Origin of the sequence: Stutzerimonas stutzeri (genome assembly GCF_051028275.1) — a bacterium.
GTDB classification, from domain to species: domain Bacteria; phylum Pseudomonadota; class Gammaproteobacteria; order Pseudomonadales; family Pseudomonadaceae; genus Stutzerimonas; species Stutzerimonas stutzeri_AS.
On record NZ_CP069269.1, the window covers coordinates 1660781 to 1679117 of the forward strand.

The 18337-nt window shown below is 57.7% G+C and carries 16 protein-coding genes and 1 pseudogene; 15 read left to right on the plus strand and 2 right to left on the minus strand.

The genetic code is table 11. The annotated features are described in order from the left end of the window. Position 1: 1 nt before the first annotated feature. Positions 2 to 748, minus strand: coding sequence for an SDR family oxidoreductase (locus JQR87_RS07725; RefSeq protein ID WP_407291168.1), 747 nt, complete (start codon positions 746 to 748; stop codon positions 2 to 4). Between the two features lie 117 nt (positions 749 to 865). Here JQR87_RS07725 and JQR87_RS07730 point away from each other — a divergent pair, with 117 nt between their 5' ends. Then, positions 866 to 1309: an Hsp20 family protein gene (locus tag JQR87_RS07730; protein ID WP_407291166.1), complete on the plus strand. Its 444-nt coding sequence runs from the start codon at positions 866 to 868 to the stop codon at positions 1307 to 1309. Between the two features lie 86 nt (positions 1310 to 1395). On the opposite strand, the gene JQR87_RS07735 is transcribed toward JQR87_RS07730, so the two are convergent. After that, on the minus strand, positions 1396 to 2262 hold the full coding sequence (locus JQR87_RS07735) for a LysR family transcriptional regulator (protein ID WP_407291164.1): 867 nt from the start codon (positions 2260 to 2262) through the stop codon (positions 1396 to 1398). 174 nt (positions 2263 to 2436) lie between these two features. Here JQR87_RS07735 and leuC point away from each other — a divergent pair, with 174 nt between their 5' ends. The 14 genes and pseudogenes from leuC to JQR87_RS07805 all read left to right on the plus strand — a co-directional run bounded on the left by leuC (position 2437) and on the right by JQR87_RS07805 (position 18281). Beyond that, positions 2437 to 3864 (plus strand): 3-isopropylmalate dehydratase large subunit, encoded by a 1428-nt coding sequence (gene leuC / locus JQR87_RS07740; RefSeq protein ID WP_407291162.1) that lies wholly within the window; start codon positions 2437 to 2439, stop codon positions 3862 to 3864. A 10-nt stretch (positions 3865 to 3874) separates the two neighbouring features. Further along, entirely contained in the window at positions 3875 to 4522 is a 648-nt protein-coding gene (gene leuD / locus JQR87_RS07745) for a 3-isopropylmalate dehydratase small subunit (RefSeq protein ID WP_407291160.1), read from the plus strand. A 65-nt stretch (positions 4523 to 4587) separates the two neighbouring features. Beyond that, positions 4588 to 5670, plus strand: a complete 1083-nt coding sequence (gene leuB, locus JQR87_RS07750) for a 3-isopropylmalate dehydrogenase (RefSeq protein ID WP_407291159.1) — start codon at positions 4588 to 4590, stop codon at positions 5668 to 5670. 193 nt (positions 5671 to 5863) lie between these two features. Further along, on the plus strand, positions 5864 to 6976 hold the full coding sequence (gene asd / locus JQR87_RS07755; protein ID WP_407291158.1) for an aspartate-semialdehyde dehydrogenase: 1113 nt from the start codon (positions 5864 to 5866) through the stop codon (positions 6974 to 6976). Positions 6977 to 7182: 206 nt separating this feature from the next. Continuing rightward, positions 7183 to 7272: pseudogene (locus JQR87_RS07760) on the plus strand (aspartate-semialdehyde dehydrogenase); the annotation flags it as partial. Between the two features lie 151 nt (positions 7273 to 7423). Beyond that, positions 7424 to 10150, plus strand: a complete 2727-nt coding sequence (locus JQR87_RS07765; RefSeq protein WP_407291157.1) for a FimV/HubP family polar landmark protein — start codon at positions 7424 to 7426, stop codon at positions 10148 to 10150. Positions 10151 to 10152: 2 nt separating this feature from the next. Next, positions 10153 to 11022, plus strand: a complete 870-nt coding sequence (truA, locus tag JQR87_RS07770; RefSeq protein WP_407291155.1) for a tRNA pseudouridine(38-40) synthase TruA — start codon at positions 10153 to 10155, stop codon at positions 11020 to 11022. A 124-nt stretch (positions 11023 to 11146) separates the two neighbouring features. Next, positions 11147 to 11770 carry a phosphoribosylanthranilate isomerase gene (locus JQR87_RS07775; protein WP_407291153.1) on the plus strand — a complete coding sequence of 208 codons (624 nt, stop codon included), beginning with the start codon at positions 11147 to 11149 and terminating at the stop codon, positions 11768 to 11770. A 224-nt stretch (positions 11771 to 11994) separates the two neighbouring features. Continuing rightward, positions 11995 to 12888, plus strand: coding sequence for an acetyl-CoA carboxylase, carboxyltransferase subunit beta (accD, locus tag JQR87_RS07780; protein ID WP_407291152.1), 894 nt, complete (start codon positions 11995 to 11997; stop codon positions 12886 to 12888). Continuing rightward, positions 12885 to 14180, plus strand: a complete 1296-nt coding sequence (folC, locus tag JQR87_RS07785; protein WP_407291150.1) for a bifunctional tetrahydrofolate synthase/dihydrofolate synthase — start codon at positions 12885 to 12887, stop codon at positions 14178 to 14180. The genes accD and folC overlap by 4 nt, the downstream gene beginning before the upstream one ends. 4 nt (positions 14181 to 14184) lie before the next feature. Then, positions 14185 to 14808: an SPOR domain-containing protein gene (locus JQR87_RS07790; protein ID WP_407291148.1), complete on the plus strand. Its 624-nt coding sequence runs from the start codon at positions 14185 to 14187 to the stop codon at positions 14806 to 14808. Between the two features lie 114 nt (positions 14809 to 14922). After that, positions 14923 to 15435 carry a CvpA family protein gene (locus JQR87_RS07795; protein WP_407291146.1) on the plus strand — a complete coding sequence of 171 codons (513 nt, stop codon included), beginning with the start codon at positions 14923 to 14925 and terminating at the stop codon, positions 15433 to 15435. Between the two features lie 82 nt (positions 15436 to 15517). After that, a complete protein-coding gene (gene purF / locus JQR87_RS07800; protein WP_407291145.1) occupies positions 15518 to 17023 on the plus strand; it encodes an amidophosphoribosyltransferase in 1506 nt (501 codons plus the stop codon). 40 nt (positions 17024 to 17063) lie between these two features. Beyond that, entirely contained in the window at positions 17064 to 18281 is a 1218-nt protein-coding gene (locus JQR87_RS07805; protein ID WP_407291144.1) for an O-succinylhomoserine sulfhydrylase, read from the plus strand. The last annotated feature ends 56 nt before the right edge of the window (positions 18282 to 18337 follow it).

Consider the following 18337-nt stretch of genomic DNA (forward strand, 5'->3'; position numbering starts at 1 on the left):
GTTAACGCCCGCCGCTGACATCCAGCAGCGCGCCGCAGGTGTAGCTGGCCTTGTTGCTTGCCAGCCAAAGAATCGCTTCGGCCACCTCGTTAGCATCACCGCCTCGGCCCATGGGGACGCTGCTCTTCACCCGCTCAATGCGATCAGGCTCGCCACCGCTGGCGTGGATCTCCGTGTGGATCACGCCCGGCCGCACGGCATTGACTCGAATGCCCTCGGCAGCCACTTCCTTGGCCAATCCAAGCGTCATGCTGTCTATCGCCCCCTTGGCGGCCGCGTAGTCGATGTACTCGTTTGGTGAGCCGAGTTTGGCCGCGATGGATGAGACATTGATGATGGCGCCGCCGCTGCCACCGTGACGAGTCGACATGCGTTTGACCGCCTCCCGTGCGCAGAGGAAGCTGCCGAAAACGTTCACCGCGAAAACACGTTCCAGTCGTGCTTTGTCCATGCTCTCCAGGCGCGTCTGACCTTCGAGCATGCCGGCGTTGTTCACTAGCACGTCGATTCGGCCGAACTCAGTATCCAGCGTCTCGAACAGTCGGCCAATTTGTGATTCGTCCGCAACGTCCGCCTCGACGGCAATCGCTCGGGCACCGTTGCCCCGCAGCTCTTCAAGCAGTTCCTCGGCTGCGTCTTGGCGCTGTCGGAAGTTCAGACACAGGGCGTAGCCTTCAGCCGCGGCGAGCCGGGCTGTCGCCGCGCCGATGCCACGGCTGGCGCCCGTTATCAACATCACTCTTGACATGAAAAATTCCTCGACGAACGGTCTTGAAAACGGGCGAGCAGCTCCTATTTAGGGCATCACAGGATGCCGAACTCGGGTCCTGTATGAACCACTCGCTGAAATTCAGGAGATAGCAAAATGACTAGTTTTTCGATGGCTCCACTGTTCCGTCAGTCCATTGGCTTCGATCGTTTCAACGATCTGTTCGAGTCAGCGTTGCGCAATGACGCGAACGGCTCGTTCCCACCTTACAACGTGGAAAAGCACGGCGATGACCAATACCGAATCATCGTAGCAGCCGCCGGGTTTCAGGAGTCCGACCTGGATTTGCAGGTCGAACGAGGCGTCCTGACGGTAAGCGGCGGCAAGCGTGAGAATGGCGGTGAGAACGTTACGTATCTGCACCAGGGCATTGCCCAGCGCGCATTCAAGCTCTCGTTCCGCCTTGCCGACCACATTGAGGTGAAAGGTGCTGGGTTGAACAATGGGCTGCTCAGCATCGAACTTGAGCGTGTCGTGCCGGAAGAGGCCAAACCCAAGCGCATCCCGATCAATGGTGAGCGTTTGGCGCTGGAGGGCTGATTGGCAGCCAGTATGCGCTGACCTCCCGGCAGCTTGACCGAAAACCCCGCCTGCGAAGTCCCCGCGGCGGGGTTTTCTATTGCCGATCAGTTGGCCGTCAGCAACGACATGAACGCCTTCGCCGCGTTCGACAGGGTGCGCTCTGTATGCGTAATGTAGCCAAGCTGTCTCGACAGCTGGTCGCCGGGCAACTGCAATCGCACCACCTGATCATCAAGCATGGTGCGCGGAAGCACGCTCCAGGCAATTCCGATGGAGACCATCATTTTGATCGTCTCCAAGTAATTGGTGCTCATTGTGATGTTGGGCGTCAGCGCCTCACGCTCGAACAACCGTTGGGCAATGTGATGGGTGAAGGTGTTACCGCCGGGAAACACCGCCGGATAGCTGGCGACGTCAGCCAGGGTGAGCCCGCGTTTCTGAGCCAAGGGGTGCTCGGGGGCGACTACGAAATCCAGTGGGTCGTCCCACACCTTCACGGCGTGAATGGGCATTGCGGTTTGCGGTGCCAGGGTGATCACCGCAAGCTCGGCGCGCCCGTGCAGAACCTCATCGTACGCGACCTCTGAGTCTAGGAAACGGATATCCAGATTCACCTGCGGGTAGGCACGAGTGAAGCGCCTCAGCAAGGGCGGCAGACGATGAAGGCCGATGTGGTGGCTGGTCGCTAAGGTCAGTCGGCCACTCACATCTCCATTGAGGTTGGTCAATGCACGGCGGGTGTCGTCCAGTACATTGAGGATCTGGTACGCGCGAGGCAGCAGCGCTCTGCCAGCTTCTGTCAGCCCTATTTCTCGGCCCAGCCGATCGAACAATCGCACGTTCAGTTGCGATTCCAGTGAAGCCAGGCGCTTACTCACGGCTGGCTGAGTCAGATGCAAACGTTCGGCGGCAAGGGAAAAGCTGCCCATCTCAGCGACCGCTATAAAAGCGTTGAGGTTGGCGAGGTCCATGATTGGCTCCGAGGTCAGTTTTTGCGAAGCATGACTACGAGCATATAGCAGCTGAATATTCCTGATGGGAATACTTTGGATAAAAAATATGAATTTGAGTAATCCTAAGCTTATCCCTAGCATGACCTCATAAGCAAAAGGGCTATTGCCCAACGCACTGATGAGGAAAGTCCGATGGCTGGCAAAACGCTCTACGACAAGCTCTGGGAAATGCATGAGGTCAAGCGCCGTGATGATGGTTCGTCACTGATCTACATCGACCGTCATATTCTCCACGAGGTGACCTCTCCGCAGGCATTCGAAGGGCTTCGCCTGGCTGGGCGTAAGCCGTGGCGCATCGATGCAAACATTGCCACTCCGGACCACAACGTGCCCACCACCAAGGGCGAGCGCCAGGGTGGACTGGAGGCCATTGCCGACGAGGTGTCCCGCATTCAAGTGCAGACGCTGGACGAGAATTGCGATGACTTCGGGATTCTGGAATTCAAGATGAATGATGTCCGTCAGGGCATCGTTCATGTGATTGGCCCGGAGCAGGGCGCGACTCTGCCTGGCATGACCGTAGTCTGCGGCGACTCGCATACCTCGACTCATGGCGCTTTCGCTGCACTGGCCCATGGCATCGGCACCTCGGAAGTGGAACATGTCCTGGCTACACAGTGCCTCGTTGCAAAGAAAATGAAGAATATGCAGGTGCGCGTCGAGGGCAAGTTGCCTTTCGGCGTAACCGCCAAGGACATCGTCCTGGCTGTAATTGGGAAGATCGGCACGGCGGGCGGCAACGGCCACGCGTTGGAATTTGCCGGAAGTGCGATCCGCGACCTGTCCATGGAAGGTCGAATGACGATCTGCAACATGTCCATCGAAGCGGGTGCTCGGGTGGGGATGGTTGCTGCAGATGAGAAGACCATCGCCTATGTCGAAGGTCGCCCTTTCGCGCCCAAAGGCGCCGACTGGGATCGGGCTGTCGAACTCTGGACGACGCTGGTATCCGATGACGACGCCGTTTTCGACACGATCGTGGAGTTGAAGGCCGAAGATATCAAGCCGCAGGTCAGCTGGGGCACCTCGCCCGAGATGGTCCTGGCTGTCGATCAGACTGTGCCGGATCCGGCGACGGAAGCCGATCCTGTAAAGCGTGACTCCATCACGCGCGCGCTGAAGTACATGGGGCTGCAGGCTAACCAGGCAATCACCGACATCAAGCTCGATCGAGTTTTCATTGGCTCTTGCACCAACTCACGAATTGAAGACCTCCGTGCCGCCGCAGAAGTGGCCAAGGGTCGTAAGGTGGCTGCAACGGTCAAGCAGGCGATGGTTGTGCCGGGGTCAGGGCTGGTCAAACAGCAGGCCGAGGCGGAAGGGCTGGATAAGATATTCGTCGAGGCAGGCTTTGAATGGCGCGAGCCGGGCTGCTCGATGTGTCTGGCGATGAACCCGGACAAGCTGGGCAGTGGCGAGCACTGCGCGTCCACCTCCAACCGCAACTTCGAAGGTCGGCAGGGTGCTGGTGGCAGGACGCATCTGGTGAGCCCCGCGATGGCGGCTGCAGCTGCGGTGACCGGTCGGTTTGTCGACGTTCGTGAATTGATGCAGGCCTGAGGAGACCCCCATGAAAGCATTTACCCAGCACACTGGTCTCGTCGCGCCGCTTGATCGCGCCAATGTCGACACTGATCAAATCATACCCAAGCAGTTTCTCAAGTCGATCAAACGTACCGGTTTCGGCCCCAATCTGTTTGATGAGTGGCGCTATCTGGACGTTGGGCAACCCAATCAGGACTGCTCGATTCGCCCGATCAACCAGGATTTCGTTTTGAATTTCCCGCGCTATCAGGGTGCCAGCGTTCTGCTCGCTCGTGAAAATTTCGGCTGCGGTTCTTCCCGTGAGCATGCGCCCTGGGCGCTTGAGGAATACGGCTTCCGGACAATCATCGCGCCGAGCTTTGCCGATATCTTCTACAACAACAGCTTCAAGAATGGCCTCCTGCCAATCGTGCTGAAAGAAGAAGAAGTCGACGCGCTTTTTGAGCAGGCAGAGGCCACTGAGGGTTATCAGCTCACTGTAGACCTTGCTGCTCAGACCGTTACACGCCCTGACGGCGTGCAGTATGGTTTCGACGTCGACGCGTTTCGCAAGCATTGCCTGCTCAATGGTCTGGACGATATTGGTCTGACACTGCAGGACGCTGAGGCCATTGAGACGTTTGAAGCCCGCCACCAACAGAGCCAGCCCTGGCTGTTTGGTGCCATCAAATAAGATAGATAAAGCTGCGAGTAAATGATTTAGCCGCAGCCTGTTGTTATTCCCTGAGGAAGCGTTCAATGTCCAAACAGATTCTGATTCTACCGGGCGATGGTATCGGCCCTGAGATCATGGCCGAGGCGGTCAAGGTGCTGGAGCTGGCCAACGACAAGTTCGACCTCGATTTCGCGCTGAGCTACGACGAGTTGGGTGGGGCTGCGGTCGACAAATACGGCGTGCCCTTGGCTGACGAGACGCTGGAACGTGCTCGTTCGGCAGATGCAATCCTGTTGGGTGCAGTCGGCGGGCCGAAGTGGGACGCCATTGACCCGGCCATCCGGCCCGAGCGCGGCTTGCTTAAGATTCGATCGCAGCTGGGTCTCTTCGGAAATCTGCGTCCAGCATTGCTCTACCCACAGCTTGCCGCAGCGTCCAGCCTGAAGCCGGAGATCGTAGCCGGCTTGGATATCCTCATCGTTCGTGAGTTGACTGGTGGCATCTATTTCGGGCAGCCACGTGAGAGCAGGGTGCTGGAAAACGGCGAGCGTATGGCTTTCGATACGCTGCCCTATAGCGAAAGCGAAATCCGCAGGATTGCCAAAGTCGGATTCGACATGGCACGTGTGCGCAACAAGAAGCTCTGCTCGGTAGACAAGGCCAACGTACTGGCATCCAGTCAGCTATGGCGCGCCATCGTGGAAGAGGTCGGAAAGGATTATCCGGACGTCGAGCTCAGCCATATGTATGTCGATAACGCAGCGATGCAGCTAGTGCGTGCGCCGAAGCAGTTTGACGTAATCGTCACGGACAACATGTTCGGCGACATCTTGTCGGACGAAGCTTCCATGTTGACCGGATCAATCGGCATGCTGCCGTCTGCTTCTCTCGACTCGAACAACAAGGGCATGTTCGAACCCTGCCACGGTTCGGCTCCGGACATCGCTGGCAAGGGTATTGCCAATCCGCTGGCGACGATTCTTTCGGTATCGATGATGCTGCGTTATAGCTTCAACCAGGTGACGGTCGCAGATGCTATCGAACAAGCCGTCAGCAACGTGCTCGATCAGGGCTTGCGGACAGGGGATATCTGGTCCGAAGGTTGCGAGAAGGTGAGCACTCGGGCGATGGGCGATGCGGTAGTCGCGGCGCTCGCGAAGTTGTAATCTCTCTGGCCCCATTTACACCAGCCGTTGATAACGCTAATGGGCGACGGCTAGGCGGAAACGCCGAGGAGTGCGAGGCGTGATGTTCACCATCTGCGAACAGTGAACAGCGCGCCCGTGCTTTCGAACCCGAAAGCGTTTTTCTTTATCGACGGCCTGTCAGTTGGGCCACATATATAAAGGTGTAGTTGTGATGAAACGTGTAGGTCTGATCGGTTGGCGCGGCATGGTTGGTTCCGTGCTCATGCAGCGAATGCTGGAGGAGCGGGATTTTGATCTGATCGAGCCGGTGTTCTTTACCACTTCCAACGTCGGCGGTAACGGGCCTGCGATTGGCAAAGATATCGCGCCGCTCAAGGACGCCTACAGCATCGATGAGTTGAAGTCTCTCGATGTGATCCTCACCTGCCAAGGCGGCGATTACACCAGCGAAGTGTTTCCCAAACTGCGAGAAGCAGGCTGGAAGGGCTACTGGATCGATGCGGCGTCTACGCTGCGCATGCATGACGATGCTGTGATCGTGCTCGATCCAGTTAACCGTAAGGTGATTGATCACCAGCTGGACGCGGGGACCCTCAACTACATCGGTGGTAACTGCACGGTCAGCTTGATGCTGATGGGGCTGGGCGGTCTGTTCGAGCATGGTCTGGTCGACTGGATGAGTGCCATGACCTATCAGGCAGCCTCAGGTGCCGGGGCGCAGAACATGCGTGAGCTGATCAGGCAGATGGGTAGCATCAATGCCTCGGTTGCAAACGAGCTCGCTGATCCAGCCAGCGCCATCCTTGATATCGACCGCAAGGTTGCGGAGTGCCAGCGCTCCGACACCTTCCCGGTAGACAACTTTGGGGTTCCGCTGGCGGGTAGCTTGATCCCCTACATCGACAAGGAATTGCCGAACGGGCAAAGCCGTGAAGAGTGGAAAGCTCAGGCGGAAACCAACAAGATTCTGGGTCGCTTCAAAAGCCCGATCCCAGTGGATGGAATCTGCGTTCGCGTTGGGGCCATGCGTTGCCATAGCCAGGCGCTGACCATCAAGCTGAACAAGGATGTGCCGATCTCGGACATCGAAGGCATGATCAGTCAGCACAATCCTTGGGTTAAGTTGGTTCCAAATCATCGCGATGCGAGCATGCAGGAACTCAGCCCGACGTCAGTGACCGGTACCTTGAGTGTTCCCGTCGGCCGCTTGCGGAAGTTGAACATGGGGTCGCACTACCTGGGTGCGTTCACCGTAGGTGATCAGCTGCTGTGGGGCGCTGCGGAACCTTTGCGCCGTATGCTGCGCATCCTTCTTGAGCGATAAGACTCGAACTCGTTGAACCTAAAGCGTCTCGGAAATCCCGCGGCGCTTTTTTTGTGCCCACGCAGCGTAACGCAGCCCTGTTCGGCCGACAGGCATCTATAGGCTGCCTTTTCGCTGACTCAGTCATCCAGCCGACTCGCAAATGAAGCTACATTGAATGTGTCGTTTGGACTTCAAGCCTGCGACATCTTAAGACTGGCCGAGCCAATTTGTGGATTGGGTCTGATAACGTGCGAAAAGGCGCGGTAGGAAATGCTGGGTGGTCTGGTGAGTTATTGATAAAACACTATCTGTAAAAGATACTTGCTGGAAGTTCAAAGAATTTTTCTAGCTCCAAACGCTGTTTAGGCTTATCGCTGACGGGGGACCGCCATCTGGCGGGCGCAGGCAGTGATTAAAGACCCTCTCGAAGTTCCGAGAAAAAGTTAAAAAACAAGGATTTACATAATGGTTCGGGTTCGCAATCTGGTGCTGGCAATCGCGGCTGCTACCGCGCTGACTTCCGAAATGGCCTACGCGCTGGGTTTGGGCGAAGTCACGCTGAAGTCTGCGCTAAATCAACCGCTGTTGGCTGAAATCGAGCTGCTGGATGCGAAAACACTAGCGCCTGGCGAGGTGGTGCCGGTTTTGGCATCCGCTGAAGACTTCAATCGAGCGGGAGTGGATCGTCAGTTTTTCCTGACGGACCTGACGTTCACGCCTATCGTGCGTCCCGGTGGGAAAAGCGTCATCCAGGTATCTTCGACCAAGCCGGTTCGTGAACCCTATCTGAACTTCCTTATCGAGGTGCTCTGGCCTAGCGGCCGGCTTCTGCGCGAATACACGTTGCTGCTGGATCCGCCCCTTTATTCGCCAGAAATTGCGGCGGCCGTGGCGCCTCAATTGCCTGTCGCCGCTCCGATTGTCCGGCGTTCTACGGCCCCGCAGCAGGCGACGCCCCCCGCAGCTGCTTCGGCCGAAAGCGCCGTGGTTCCTGGCGAAGAGTACAAGGTCACGCCTAACGACACGCTATGGGAAATCGCTGAGCGTGCGCGTCAGGGTGGTACTGTCCATCAGACGATGTTGGCCATCCAGGACCTCAATCCCGATGCGTTCATCGACAATAACATCAACCGCATGAAAAATGGCCAGGTGCTCCGCCTGCCAAACGCTGAGCAAATCCGTAGCCGTTCCCAAGCCGAAGCCATCCAGCAAGTGGCGCAGCAGAATGCCAGTTGGCGCCAAGGCTCCGGTGCAGCACCGACCGGTGCTCGTCAGATCGACGCAACGCAGCGCAGTTCGGCAGGTGCAGCACCGTCGCGTAGCGAGCAGGGCGACAATCTCCGTCTGGTTGCGCCAGGAACAGGCGAGTCCACCTCTGGCAGCGAGGCCGGGGAAGGTGCAGACGCAGCGGCACTGCGCGACAAGCTAGCAGTCGCCGAGGAAGGCCTCGACTCAAGTCGTCGCGAAAATCTCGACCTCAAGGATCGTCTGAACGATCTGCAGGGGCAGCTCGATAAGCTACAGCGTTTGATGCAGCTGAAAGATGACCAGCTCGCCAAGCTGCAAGCGCAGCTCGCAGCCGAACCGAATGCTGGAACAGGCCCGGCGGCGCTGCAAGGCGCTTCACCCGAGGAGGTTGGCTCAGGCACAACGGCTGGCCAGGAGCCAACTGAAGGCGGGCCTGACCTTGACGCTGTTGCTGAAGAGGCCGCGGGTCCCGCTGAGACACCGCAAGTGCCAGCTGTAACGCCTGAGCCGGCGGCGCAAGCTCCGGCAGCGGAAGCGCCGGTTTCAGTGCCTCAAGAGGAGCAGGCTGATGGATACGTTGATGAGCTGTTAGCCAGTCCAATTCTTCTCGCTGCTCTAGGTGGCGGTGCGCTGCTGTTGTTGCTGGTAGGGTTGATGGCGTTGTCTCGTCGCAATGCGATGAAAGAAGCCGAGCTGCAGGAGAGTCTTCTTGCTGATAACTCGTCTGATGCGTTTTATGTCCCGCAAAATGGTTTCGAGTCTTCTGACAGCGAAGCCGCAGATCTTGGCGCTGTGCCTGTGCGCGAGGCCGAAAGCAGTGCTGCGGAGGCTCATTCCACAACCAATAACGACCCTCTGGCTGAAGCGGACATCTACATTGCTTACGGCCGTTTCAATCAGGCTGCCGAGCTGCTCCAGAATGCGCTGAACGACGAGCCGCAGCGCAGCGACTTGCGCTTGAAGCTGATGGAAGTCTATGCCGAACTTGGCGATCGGGATGGTTTTGCACGCCAAGAGGCAGAGCTTCGTGAAATAGGTGGCTCGTCAGCAGAGATCGAGCAGACCAAAGCTAGATATCCAGCTATGGCTGCCGCGGCAGGTATCGGTGCTGCCACTGCCGCTTCTGCAGACGATGATCTTGACAGTTTCAGTCTCGACGACCTTGAGCTGGAAGAGCCTGTAGCCCCAGAGCAAAATGCGGACGATAGCTTTGATCTTAGCCTGGATGATCTCGAGCTCGATGATAACTTGGCTGCCGCACCAGTAGCGCCAACTGACGAGTCCACTGCAGAGCTGGCTGAATTTAACTTCGATGAGCTGAATGAGTTGGACAGTAAGCAAGGCTCCGATGCCTTTGCGTTTGATTTCGACGAGCCCGCATCTCGCGATAATGCATCGCTTGAAGACGAGCTAGGTGAATTCTCTCTTGACCTGGATGAACAAACTCCGGCCTCTACGCCTGACGACGATCTGATGCTCAGTCTGGCAGATGACGAGCCCAAAGCGGTATCGACTGAGCCCGCGGATGAGTTCGACTTCGGTCTTGCTGATCCTGTACAACCCGCAGATATGCCTGACGAGTTTGACCTGTCGCTGGATGACGAGCCCGTCGCCGAGCCAGCTCCGGAGAGCTTCTCGACAGAGTTGGGTGTAGTTGAGGCTGAGCTTGAAGATTTGTCTCGGGATTTGAATGAACCGCTTGATCAGTCGCGCCCTGTGCCGGCTAATACGATTGAGCCGGTTGAGCCATCGTCTGAGTCGCTGGATGATGATTTTGATTTCCTTGCCGACACCGATGAAACCACCACTAAGCTGGACCTTGCGCGCGCCTACATCGACATGGGCGATGCTGAGGGGGCTCGCGACATTCTTGACGAAGTCATGAACGAAGGAAGTGATACCCAACAGCAAGAGGCGCGAGAGATGCTCGCCAAACTCGCCTGACCATGAATGAAGCAGTACCCCAAGCGGCAGCCTCTTCGGCTGCCGCTGACGTTTTCAGAATTGCACTTGGTGTTGAATACAAAGGCGCTCGCTACCGTGGGTTTCAACGGCAGCGTGACGGTGTGCCATCGATTCAGCTGTCACTGGAAAACGCCCTGAGCAAGGTCGCTGGTGGTCATCCCGTCGTGTTGAGTTGTGCCGGGCGTACCGATGCGCTGGTGCATGCCTGTGCCCAGGTGGTGCATTTCGACACGCCGGTGACGCGAAGCATGCATGCCTGGGTCATGGGCGCGAACATGAATCTGCCTGGCGATATCAGCGTCACCTGGGCCAAAGAAATGCCTAAGGACTTCGATGCTCGCTTCAGTGCGATGGCGCGTCGTTACCGCTATGTGATTTACAACGACCAGATTCGGCCTGCTCACCTGGCCGAAGAGGTGACTTGGAATCATCGTCCCTTGGATGTCTCGCGCATGCGCGAAGCGGCCAAGGCTTTTGTTGGGACCCATGATTTCAGCGCCTTTCGGGCACGCCAGTGCCAGGCGAAGTCTCCCATAAAAACAATCCATCATCTCGAGTTGCTTGAATACGGCAAGTTGATCGTAATCGATGTCCGGGCAAATGCCTTCCTGCACCACATGGTGCGTAACTTTGCTGGTGTGCTCATGGCCATCGGTGCCGGTGAGCGGCCGGTGGAGTGGGCGCAGGAAGTACTGGCATCTAAGGTAAGGCGGACAGGCGGGGTGACAGCGCACCCCTATGGACTGTATCTCGTTCAGGTGGACTACCCAGAACAGTTTCAGTTACCTGACCGGTACCTCGGTCCGCACTTTCTGTCCGGTCTGCCTGACGTCCGAACAGATTCGCTCTAAATTCACTGGGCTGAACAGGTGCGTCGAGTCGTGGAGGTCTTGACGCGACTTTACCGAGCGATCTCGGTTGCAGCCTGTGGTGCTTTTGTTACCATCCGGAGTCTTCCATTACAGGTATTTGCTGTTGCCTATCGTCCGTAGCAAGATATGTGGGATAACTCGTGTAGAGGATGCGCTTGTTGCGGCTGAAGCCGGAGCGGACGCCATCGGCCTGGTGTTTTATTCCAAAAGTCCGCGGGCAGTCAGTGTGCAGCAGGCGAGGAGAATCGTTGCCGCGCTTCCCCCGTTCATCACCACTGTAGGCTTGTTCGTTAACGCAACGCGTTGTGAAATCAACGAAACGCTCGATGCGGTGCCTCTGGACGTGCTGCAGTTTCATGGTGACGAGAGCCCGGCCGACTGTGAGGGCTTTCATAAGCCGTGGTACAAGGCTCTAAGGGTGAAGGTTGGCGAGGACGTTGGTCTCCAGGCTGGCCGTTATGTTGGCGCTAGCGCTATCTTGCTGGACAGCTTTGTGGCTGGAGTCCCTGGAGGCACCGGAGAACGGTTCGACTGGTCGCTGATACCCCAAGATCTACCCAAGCCACTGATCCTCGCAGGTGGCCTAACTTGTCAAAACGTCCAGCAGGCCATCGCCGAAGTGCGTCCCTTTGCGGTCGATGTGAGCGGCGGAGTTGAGCTTAGCAAGGGTGTCAAAAATGCCGATACGTTAAAGGAATTCGTTCGGCTGGTAAGGGCGTCGATGTGACGAACCGCGGCCGTTTGCCGTCCAGTTAGCGGTTGCTGGATTGGCGAGCGGCCATCAACGCGTCGCTATTGACGCGCAATGGTTCAAGTTTCAGCGATAGCGCCTGATGCGCTTTCGCTTACGCGACGTAGTGCGCTCCGATTGGAGACCGGTCGCAATAATGAATTTTGCCGGTGCGTGCTGTCGTTACGCGCGGGACTGACAAGCTGTGGAGAATAAAAGCGATGAGCAACTGGCTGGTAGACAAGCTGATCCCATCGATCATGCGCTCGGAAACGCAGAAAAGCTCAGTGCCCGAGGGCCTCTGGCATAAATGCCCATCGTGTGAGGCTGTGTTATATCGGCCAGAGCTCGAAAAAACGTTGGATGTCTGCCCGAAGTGTCAGCACCACATGCGTATCGACGCGCGCACGCGTCTCGACATCTTCCTTGATAAGGAAGGGCGTGAAGAAATTGCGGCTGACCTTGAACCGGTCGACCGGCTGAAGTTTCGTGACAGTAAAAAGTACAAGGATCGCCTCTCGGCTGCACAGAAACAAACCGGTGAAAAAGATGCACTGATTGCCATGCGCGGAACCTTGAAGCGTATGCCGGTTGTTGCCTGTGCATTCGAATTTTCTTTCATGGGCGGCTCCATGGGCGCGATCGTCGGGGAGCGCTTCGTGCGCGCAGCGAACGCCGCGCTCGAGCAGCGCTGTCCACTGGTCTGCTTTGCGGCTTCCGGGGGGGCTCGGATGCAGGAGGCGCTGATTTCGTTGATGCAGATGGCCAAGACTTCTGCCGTCCTGGCTCGCATGCGCGAGGAGGGATTGCCCTTCATTTCGGTACTCACCGATCCGGTTTATGGTGGCGTGTCGGCAAGTCTGGCTATGCTTGGCGACGTTATCGTTGCGGAGCCAAAGGCGTTGATAGGCTTCGCTGGTCCCCGAGTCATCGAACAGACAGTGCGTGAAAAGCTGCCAGAAGGATTCCAGCGCAGTGAGTTCCTGCTCGATCATGGCGCAATCGATCTGATTGTTCCGCGCTCGGAGTTACGTAATCGCTTGTCGCGTCTTTTGGCTCAGCTTCAGAATCTGCCTACCCCGGGCGAACCTGCTCTGGTAACGGCCGACGCATGATCCGTCGGAGCCTGGGGGATTGGCTCACATACCTTGAGCAACTCCACCCTGTTGCCGTTGATATGGGGCTCGACCGCTGCCGTGAAGTGGCGGAAAGGCTCGGGCTCGGGCGGCCGGCTCGCCAGGTGGTAACCGTTACCGGTACGAACGGTAAGGGTTCAACTTGTGCTTTCATTGCACGTCTGCTGGCTGGACAGGGCAAAACGGTGGGCGTCTATAGTTCGCCGCACTTGCTGCGCTACAACGAGCGCGTTCGCATCAATGAGTCCGACGCGACGGATGATGATCTGTGCGACGCATTCGAGGCGGTTGAGCGGGCGCGCGGCTCTGTTTCACTGACCTACTTTGAAATGGGCACCCTGGCTGCTCTCTGGCTATTTGAGCGCGAGACGCTAGATGCCGTCGTTTTAGAAGTCGGGCTTGGTGGACGTCTAGATGCGGTCAATCTCGTTGATGCCGATGTGGCTGTCGTGACCAACATCGGGTTGGATCACGCCGAATGGTTGGGAACGACGCGCGAAAGCGTGGCATTCGAGAAAGCCGGGATATTCCGCTCCGCCAAGCCAGCTGTCTGTGGCGACCCCGAGCCGCCAAAAACCATGCTCGAGACTGCAACGCGGTCTGCTGTCCCGCTGTTGGTTCGGGGGCGCGACTTCGGTCTGAGCCGAGAGTCAGCCTGCTGGCATTGGCACGGCAAAGACAGCGCTGGAAATGCGCTGGAGCTGCGCAACCTGCCGATGCTTTCATTACCGCTCGAGAACGCTGCTGCAGCACTGCAAGCGTTTGCGCTGCTCGGCACGCCCTTGCAGTCGGAGCAAGTCATCCAGGCGTTACGAAGTACCGGCGTTGTTGGTCGCCTCGATCCGCGCAGCCTATGTTGGCGAGGCGTCAATGTTTCGTTATTGCTGGATGTGGGCCATAACCCGCATGCAGCCGCTTACCTAGCAGGGCATCTGCGGGCTAGACCCATACCTGGTCGGCGCTTTGCCGTGTTCGGCCTCCTGGCGGACAAGGATCTGGCAGGCGTAATCGATGAGCTCAGCGGTGTGGTCGATGCCTGGGCAGTCGCGCCGTTGCCCACCCCTCGCTCACGCACGGCGGAGGAATTGAGTTCGGCATTGCGCGAGCGGGGCGAGGCCGTTGCTATCCATCCGAGTATCGCTAAGGCGCTTGAGCGGCAATGCGACCAAGCTGCCGAGGGTGACGAGGTGATGGTTTTCGGGTCTTTTTATTGCGTTGCTGAGGCGCTGGCTTGGCTTGAAACACGTGGAGGGCAAGATCTTGCTAGATAGAGGATTGTTGCAACGTATCGTGGGCGCGTTGGTGCTCGTTGCGCTGGCCGTCATATTCGTTCCGATGCTTTTTAACCGTGATGACCCTGATCAGCAGGTTGCGGTTGATGCGCCGGACATGCCACCGACGCCAGTCGCGCCGGTGATCGAGACGCAGCCTGTCGAGGTGCCCGAACCTGAACCTGAGCCTGAGCCTGATCCCCTCCCTGGAGATTATGAAATCATCGAGGAAGGGCCAGCGGCGCAGCCTGAAGCTCCGGCGGAACCCATCAGCCCCGTTCCTTCGCAGCCGCCATCCGCTCCGATTGCATCCGAGCCTGCTGTTAGCCAAGTAGAGCCACCTCAACCGGCTGCTGCGCCTGAAGAGCCTCGGTTGGATTCAGCAAATCTTCCGGTCAGTTGGTCGGTGCAATTGGCGAGCCTGTCGAACCGCGACAACGCGGACAAACTGCAGCAAACTCTGCGCTCCCAAGGCTATAACGCCTACATAAGGACCGCCGACGGAATGAATCGGGTATTCGTCGGGCCGCTGGTGGATCGGGCCGAAGCCAATCGCCTGCGTGACCAGCTACAGCGACAGCAGAAACTCGACGGATTTGTCGTCCGCTTCAAGCCAGAGCTGGAATAGTCCAAGCCAGCAGTCTGGCCATATGAGCACTGTGTAGTCTGTGGCTAGACAGTGCTTACTCCTAAGCGGGGGCTCTGCTAAAATACCGCGCCTTTCTCCTCAGCAGGAAACCCCGTGACGTTCACCTGGGTCGATTGGGCGTTTGTCGCCGTTGTAGTCATCTCCAGCCTGATCAGTTTGAAGCGCGGTTTCGTCAAGGAAGCGCTTTCGCTGCTCACCTGGATCGTTGCCGGTGTGGTTGCCTGGATGTTCGGTGGTGCGCTTTCCCACTATCTAAGTGATTACATCACGACACCCTCTTTTCAAGTCATTGCGGCCTGCGTGATCTTGTTTGTCGTGACATTGCTGGTAGGCGCCCTGGTTAATTTTCTAATAGGCGAACTGGTGCGGGTTACAGGCCTGTCCGGTACTGATCGCTTCCTTGGCATGGTCTTTGGTGCAGCCCGAGGCGGGCTGCTTATCGTCATACTTGTCGGTCTCGTTAGTCTCGCTCCGGTACATCAGGATCCGTGGTGGCGCGAGTCGGCTTTAGTGCCCCATTTTCTGCTGGTTGCCGATTGGTCGAAGAGCTTGATTCTCGGCTTCGGTAGCCAATGGGCAGCCGGATCACTCGACGCGTCCAGTTGAGCCGCGCCCTTAACAACGGTCGTATCGCTGCTGTTTTAGCGTAGCGCCCGGATCAGCCTGTAATAACTGAGAGGTTCCTTGCATGTGTGGCATTGTCGGCATCGTCGGTAAGTCAAACGTCAATCAGGCGTTATATGACGCGCTTACCGTACTGCAACACCGTGGGCAGGATGCAGCCGGAATCGTGACCAGCGACAGCGGTAAGCTGTTTCTGCGCAAGGACAACGGGCTGGTCAGGGATGTATTCCAGCAGCGTCACATGCAACGCCTCGTCGGTAATATGGGTATTGGCCACGTTCGTTACCCCACGGCCGGTAGTTCCAGTTCGGCCGAAGCACAGCCGTTCTACGTCAACTCACCGTACGGCATCACCCTGGCGCATAACGGCAACCTCACGAATGTTGACCAGCTGACCAAGGAAATCTACGAGTCCGATCTGCGTCATGTGAATACCAGTTCCGATTCCGAAGTGCTGCTCAACGTTTTCGCCCATGAGCTTGCGGTGCGTGGAAAGCTCCAGCCCACCGAAGAGGACGTGTTCGCTGCGGTCGCAAAGGTCCATGAGCGCTGCGTGGGCGGCTATGCGGTAGTGGCGATGGTCACCGGTTACGGCATCGTCGGTTTCCGCGATCCACACGCGATTCGACCGATCGTGTTCGGGCAGCGTCATACCGATCAGGGCGTGGAGTACATGATTGCGTCGGAAAGCGTAGCGCTTGACGTGCTGGGCTTCACGTTGATCCGTGATCTGGCGCCCGGTGAAGCGGTTTACATCACTGCCGATGGCAAACTGCATACACGGCAGTGTGCCGCGAATCCCCAGTATGCGCCGTGCATTTTCGAGCACGTCTATCTGGCCCGCTCCGACTCTCTGATGGATGGCGTCTCGGTATACAAAGCGCGCCTGCGCATGGGCGAAAAGCTGGCTGACAAAATTCTGCATGAGCGGCCCGATCACGACATTGATGTGGTAATCCCGATTCCTGACACCAGCCGCACTGCAGCGTTGGAGCTGGCCAACCGGTTAGGCGTCAAGTTCCGTGAGGGCTTCGTCAAGAACCGTTACATCGGTCGGACCTTCATCATGCCGGGGCAAGCTGCCCGCAAAAAGTCCGTACGGCAAAAGCTCAACGCGATTGACCTGGAGTTTCGCGGTAAGAACGTCATGCTGGTCGATGACTCCATTGTGCGAGGCACCACCTGCAAGCAGATTATCCAGATGGCGCGCGAGGCGGGTGCCAAAAACGTCTACTTCTGCTCGGCGGCACCGGCAGTTCGCTACCCGAACGTATACGGCATAGACATGCCAAGCGCGCATGAGCTGATTGCTCATAACCGCAGCACGGAGGAGGTTGCTGAGCTGATCGGTGCTGACTGGCTGGTGTATCAGGACCTGGCTGACCTGGTGGATGCAGTCGGGGGCGGCAAGGTCAAGATCGATAATTTCGATTGCGCGGTGTTCGATGGTAAGTACGTTACCGGCGATATCGACGACGTCTACCTGAACAAGATCGAGCAGGCTCGAAACGACCTCAGCAAGAGCAAGTCGTTGATTGGAAGTGCGATCATAGATTTGCATAACAACTGATCTGAACCCAGGCGCCACGCGCCACAGGTGGGGGAGCCTTATGACAACCGATTGGGACGCAGGCCGACTGGACAGTGATCTGTCTGGTGCCGGCTTCGACACACTCGCGGTCCGCGCTGGCCAGCATCGCTCGCCGGAAGGTGAGCACGGCGAACCGCTTTTCTTCACCTCCAGTTACGTATTTCGCAGCGCCGCTGATGCCGCGGCCCGATTTGCAGGTGAAGTTCCGGGCAACGTCTATTCGCGTTACACCAACCCTACTGTCCGTGCCTTCGAGGAGCGTATTGCTGCCATGGAAGGCGCCGAACAGGCCGTGGCGACCGCATCGGGCATGTCAGCGATCCTCGCCATGGTCATGAGCCTGTGTTCCGCTGGCGACCATGTGCTGGTGTCCCGAAGCGTTTTTGGTGCAACGGTTTCGTTGTTCGAGAAATACCTCAAGCGTTTCGGGCTCGAGGTCGACTATGTACCGCTTACGAATATCGATAGCTGGGGGCCAGCATTCAAGCCCAACACCAAGCTGGTGTTCGTCGAGTCGCCGTCCAACCCGCTGGCGGAACTGGTCGACATCGCTGAGCTCGCAGCGCTTTGCCACCGCAACGGTGCGATGCTGGCCGTGGATAACTGCTTCTGCACCCCAGTACTGCAACAGCCTCTTGCGCTTGGCGCGGATATCGTCATTCACTCGGCCACCAAGTACATCGACGGTCAAGGCCGATGCCTGGGTGGTGTGGTTGCTGGTCGTACCGAGCAGATGAAAGAAGTGGTGGGCTTCTTACGTACGGCAGGGCCAACGCTGAGTCCGTTCAACGCCTGGGTTTTTCTCAAAGGGCTGGAAACGCTGCGTCTGCGAATGCAAGCTCACTGTGCCAGTGCGCAAACGTTGGCCGAGTGGCTGGAGCAGCAGGACGGGGTAGAGAAGGTCTACTATGCGGGCCTGTCCAGTCATCCTCAGCATGATTTAGCCAAGCGTCAGCAGAAGGGGTTTGGCGCTGTGCTGAGCTTTGAGGTAGTCGGGGGCAAAGAGGGTGCCTGGAGATTTATCGACGCAACCCGCTTGATTTCAATCACCGCTAACCTGGGCGACAGCAAGACCACCATCACCCATCCGGGGACCACTACGCACGGGCGGCTTTCAGCTGAAGATCGTGCTACAGCCGGTATCCGCGATAGCTTGATTCGAGTCGCTGTGGGCCTTGAAGATGTCGCTGATCTACAAGCCGATCTTGCTAGAGGACTGGCCGCCCTGAGAAATTGACCTGATCTCTCAGTAAACGAATGTACGGACCCCGCTTAGAGCGGGGTCTTTCGTTT